Origin of the sequence: Massilia sp. TWP1-3-3, from assembly GCF_049897805.1 — a bacterium.
In the GTDB taxonomy this organism is placed as follows: Bacteria; Pseudomonadota; Gammaproteobacteria; order Burkholderiales; family Burkholderiaceae_D; genus Telluria_A.
Window position 1 is genome coordinate 1 of the sequence record NZ_JAFCWX010000075.1, and the last position, 4,582, is coordinate 4,582.

Sequence of the window (4,582 nt, forward strand, 5' to 3'; positions counted from 1 at the left end):
CATCCCGAACAGGACCGTGAAACGATATTACGCCGATGATAGTGCTGCAACCAGTGTGAAAGTAGGTTATCGTCAGGCTAGTTATATTAAAAAACCCCGCAGAAATGTGGGGTTTTTTTCGTCCGCAAATCTACCCAGTCAAAACGCAAGCACGGTTTCTCGTAGGGCAGATGCAATCCGCCATGCTTGCGTCCCGCTACCATCATTTCATCCGTTCCATTCGCGTCGGCCCGTGGTCGAACACCGTTATCGGCGAGCAGCAGGCGCTCTACATCGAGGTATGCCTTGCATACTTGGAAAGAGCGCGGCTATAATACGTGCCTGCATGACAGAGACATGCGAAAGCGTTGCCCAGTCGGGAACGATTTCAGTACAAGTTATGCCTGATGACCATAGTAAATCGGTACCACCCCTTCCCATCCCGAACAGGACCGTGAAACGATTTTACGCCGATGATAGTGCTGCAACCAGTGTGAAAGTAGGTCATCGTCAGGCTATTATTCTAGAAAACCCCCGTGGAGACGCCGGGGTTTTTTTCGTCTATCTATCGGGTCTGTCACGTGGCCCTGTCTCAACTATGCAAAGTTCGAGCAGTCCGGGGTTGGATCTACATGCGCTCTGCGGCATGCCCGCGTGAAACCACCTGGGCAATTGCGTCGGCGGTCGCTGCCGACAGGGTCCAGCCAAGATGGCCGTGTCCCGTGTTGTAGAACACGCACGGCGACTTGCCCCGCCCGACCCGCGGCAGCATGGACGGCAGCATCGGACGCAAGCCGGCCCACGGAACGACGCTGCGCGTATTAATTCCTGGGAAGCAGTGGTGAACCCAGTCGACCAGGGGACGAATTCTGTCGGCGCGAATATCGCGGTTTAAACCATTGAACTCAGCGGTGCCGGCAACGCGGATGCGCTCTGTACTAAGCCGGCTGGTAACCAGCTTGGTGGCGTCGTCGAGCAGGCTGACGGTCGGCGCCGCCGCTTGACTGTGCGCATCGTTCAAGTTGACAGTGATCGAGTAGCCCTTGACCGGATAGACGTTGACGCGGTCGCCGAGCATGGCGGCCAGCGCCCGGCTAGCCGTCCCGGCGCACACAACAACACCGTCAAAGCGCAGCACTTGTCCGCTTTTGTCGCCACTTTCGCCCAGAGTGATGCAAACGTTCTTGCCGGTGGTGGTCATCTCGCGCACGGCCTGACCATGCACGAATTCAACTCCCTTTCGCCCCGCAGCTGCGGCGAGTCCGACCGTAAATTTATGGATGTTGCCGGTGGCGTCGCTATCGGTAAAAAAGCCCCCTTAGTAGGCACCCGCCAGCGTCGGTTCGATGGCGCGCATTTCTTCTGGCGTCACGGCGCGGCGTTGCAGACCCCCTTCGGCCAGTAGGCGGCTGACGCCCGCCGCGTGCTGGAAACTGCCTTTGTCGCGATAGATGTGGAGGATGCCTTCGCGCTTGACGTCGAAGTCGATTTGCTCGTCGGCGGCCCAACCGAACAGGTGCTCACGCGGCAGTCGCCAAGCGCGTGGTCTCAACCGTGTTGGCCCGATAATGACGGTGACGGTATAGCCGCGTCGGTCCTTGGGCCTGAGAGATTCCGGGGCGGTTGCTCCTTCGGCGCTGCGGCAAATCGTGGCGCAGACTCTCCCGATAACGCGGTCGGCATGACGCCGACGATGCCGCAGCTTATACCGGCGATGCCGTATATTCCAAGCGCTTTCGTGTGCATGTGGTTTTTCGGGAAAGCTTGGTATTTAACTTTTCAGCCCTTTTTGTTACGCATACACTTTCCCCAAGGCTCTGTTGACGATGCCCGCATGTTGACTGACCTCAATGTGAATAATCGACAACTTCGTAAGCTTGCTCAGGCGATTGTTATGTAAATTACAAAGGAGTTGATGATGCGAATTGCGACATGGGGATCCGGAACCACCGTGGCCTTCTTGATGGGTTTGGTGTTGAATGGATGCGGCCGGGTCGATGAGTCGCATCCTGGACAGCAGCCACCGGCTCGGGTGCACGCCGAACTGGCGCGCACCAGTTACGGTGTGGCCCACGTCAAAGCCAGTGATTTCCGCGGGCTCGGCTATGGGCTTGCCTATGCTTATGCGCAAGATAACGTGTGCATGTTCGCCGATACGCTGCTTACCGTGCGCGGGGAACGCTCGCGCTATTTCGGTCCCGCCGCACGCGCGACCGAGCCTGCGGACGGCGAATACGGCGCCGCGATTGATTACATCAACTTGCGCAATGAAGACAGCGATTTTTTCTTCAAGGCCTACATCGACCAGGAGCAGCTCAAGGCGAACTATGTGGCCGGCGGCGCGGAGCCGAGAGACTTGTTGGCGGGCTATGTCGCAGGCTATAACCGTTACTTGAAGGATAGCGCCGGCAAGCTTCCGGCGGCCTGCAACAACGCCGCCTGGGTTAAACCGATTACGGTCGAGGACATGTACCTGGTGCTTGCGGAAAAAGCGCTGCACGCATCGGGTGAAGTGTTCGCTCAGGAATTTGTCAACGGCGGGCGGGCGCCCGGCCAGATAGGACCCGCCTCGCCCGCACTTGCAGGAAAGGCCGACGAATCCCTGCTGCGCGCTCGCTTGGCGCGGCTCACCAGCGAGCAGCTCGGCAGCAACGCCATCGCGGTCGGCAAAGACCTAAGTGCCAGCGGTCGCGGTCTTTTGCTCGGCAATCCGCACTATCCCTGGACCAGCACAGACCGCTTCTACCAGGCGCACTTGACCGTGCCCGGCCGCTACGATGCGATGGGCGTGGTGCTGGGCGGAATCCCGATGGTGGTCATCGGCTTCAACAAGGATATTGCTTGGAGCCACACTGTTACCGCAGCCGTTCACTTTACGACCTTCAAGCTGACGCTCGATACCCATGACGCCAGCGGCACCACGTATTTGTCGGACGGGGTGCCGGTCAAGATGACTAGCCGGACGGCCGAGATCGACGTGCTGCAGCCCGATGACACACTGGCCAAGCGCAGCAAGATCTTTTATTTCAGCAAGCAAGGCGCTGTCCTGGTCTGGCCCGAGGCAGGCATGGCATGGACACAGCATGAAGTAACCGTGCTGGCCGACCCCAACCGCGCCAACACGCGCCTGCTCGAGCAATGGATCGCGATCGGTAGTGCACGCAGCGTGAGCGAGCTGAAGACATCGCTGGACAAGCATGTCGGCCTTCCATGGGTCAACACCGTCGCCGCCGACCGCGACGGCTATGCGCTGTACGCCGACGCCAGCGTGGTGCCGCACGTTACGGCTGACCGCTTTGCGTCGGACTGCTTCCTGGTGCCGCCGCTGCTGACCTTCGACGGCTCGCGCAGCACATGTGGATGGGGCGTAGATCTGCTCGCCCCGCTTGGTTCTTTTTCGCCCGCCAACGGGCCGTTCATGCTGCGCACGGACTACGTTGCAAATTCCAACGACAGCTACTGGCTGACCAACGCGCGCAAACTGCTCAAGGGGCCGGCGCCGTTTGGCTATTCCCCCTTGTATGGCCAGACCGATGTCGAACAATCGCTCCGAACGCGCATTGGCTTTCGCCAGCTGGAGGACAAAATTGCCGAGCGCGGCAAACTGGATGTGACCGACTTGCAAGACCTGGCATTCGCCAATCGCGTGTATGCCGCCGAACTGGTATTGCCCGAACTGCTGCCGCGTTGCCAGGCCTTAGGCGAGGCGGCCTTGCAGCCAGCTTGCACCGCCCTCGCAGCATGGGATCGACGTGCTAATTTGGACAGCCGTGGTGCGGTCTTGTTCCGCGAATTCTGGAACATCGCCGCCGGCATTCCGGGAAAGTGGCTGGTGCCGCTCGACGTGAACGAACCGGTCAATACGCCGCGCTCGTTGGCGCCTGCTGCGACGCCGGCCATGCTCGCAGCGCTCAAGACGGCGATGGAGAAACTGCAGGCGCTCAACATTCCGCTCGACGCTCGCCTGGGCGACTACCAGAGCGAGACCCGCAACGGGGTGCGTGTGCCCGTGCATGGAGCGATCGGCGACATCGACGGCTCCTATAATTCGATCCACATGCGCAGCGCACTGAACGCCGATGGCTACCATGACATCGCGTGGGGCACCAGTTACGTGCAGACGGTGACGTTTGACGGGGCAGGCCCCGTCGCCTACGCGATGCTAGTCTACGGCCAGTCGGTTGATCCGAAGTCGCCGTATTACGGAGACCAGGTGCCGCTGTTTTCTCAGAAGCATTTCCCCCTGCTACCGTTCACGCCGGAAAAGATACGTGCGGACCCTAACTATTCGGTGCAGACACTTAAGGAGTGAGCAATGTTTTGTGGTACGCCCGCCTATGCCGGTCGGTCGCCGATTCTTACTTTGGTTCATGAATGCCATCTTGATACAGGGGCGCCGGGCAGTTCAACAACGTTCATTATAAAAAGACTTGCCAATGCCTAATGGGGTTTGCTATAGTTCGCCTCCCCGATGAAAAGGTTATCGAAATCAAGTAGTTGCAAGCTTGTCAGGGACGTTTCGAAAGAGACGGAGTAGTAAAAAAGAGGTTGACGAAAAACGCGAAACGCTGCATAATCTCACCTCTCTGCTGCTTACGAACAA

At 59.0% G+C, this 4,582-nt stretch carries 2 protein-coding genes, 1 rRNA gene, 1 pseudogene and 1 riboswitch; of the genes and pseudogenes, 3 read left to right on the top strand and 1 reads right to left on the bottom strand.

The annotated features are described in order from the left end of the window. Positions 1–382 precede the first annotated feature (382 nt). Positions 383–495: ribosomal RNA gene (gene rrf / locus ACP7D4_RS27525) — 5S ribosomal RNA — on the top strand. 112 nt (positions 496–607) lie between these two features. Here the strand turns inward: rrf and ACP7D4_RS27530 are convergent. After that, positions 608–1,550: pseudogene (locus ACP7D4_RS27530) on the bottom strand (D-amino acid dehydrogenase); the annotation flags it as partial. 11 nt (positions 1,551–1,561) lie between these two features. Beyond that, positions 1,562–1,656: riboswitch (glycine riboswitch) on the bottom strand. A 4-nt stretch (positions 1,657–1,660) separates the two neighbouring features. Here ACP7D4_RS27530 and ACP7D4_RS27535 point away from each other — a divergent pair. After that, positions 1,661–1,879 carry a hypothetical protein gene (locus ACP7D4_RS27535; RefSeq protein ID WP_426212593.1) on the top strand — a complete coding sequence of 73 codons (219 nt, stop codon included), beginning with the start codon at positions 1,661–1,663 and terminating at the stop codon, positions 1,877–1,879. 18 nt (positions 1,880–1,897) lie between these two features. Further along, entirely contained in the window at positions 1,898–4,291 is a 2,394-nt protein-coding gene (locus ACP7D4_RS27540) for a penicillin acylase family protein (RefSeq protein WP_426212595.1), read from the top strand. Positions 4,292–4,582 lie beyond the last annotated feature (291 nt).